The sequence below is a fragment of the Achromobacter sp. SIMBA_011 genome, assembly GCF_046535435.1.
Lineage (GTDB): Bacteria > Pseudomonadota > Gammaproteobacteria > Burkholderiales > Burkholderiaceae_B > Achromobacter > Achromobacter dolens.
Window position 1 is genome coordinate 1 of sequence record NZ_JAWRWN010000787.1, and the last position, 257, is coordinate 257.

1 protein-coding gene is annotated in these 257 nt (G+C 59.9%); it reads left to right on the plus strand.

The window, feature by feature from the left end; genetic code table 11:
• Positions 1-257 (plus strand): 3-hydroxyacyl-CoA dehydrogenase family protein (locus SB816_RS33140; protein WP_410548394.1); only part of this gene is annotated, 257 nt, incomplete at both ends.

Sequence of the window (257 nt, forward strand, 5' to 3'; positions counted from 1 at the left end):
GCGCTTTCTGACGCAGATCTCGTCATCGAGGCCGTCTTCGAAGACCGGGATGTGAAAAAGGCCGTCATCGAGGCCGTGGAGGCCGTGCTGCCTGAGGGAGCGATCTTCGCCTCCAACACCTCCACCTTGCCAATCACTGGCCTTGCGAAGAACTCCAAGCGCCCGGCGGATTTCATCGGCATCCACTTCTTCTCGCCGGTCGAGAAGATGATGCTGACGGAAGTGATCCTCGGCAAGGAAACCGGCGACAAGGCGCT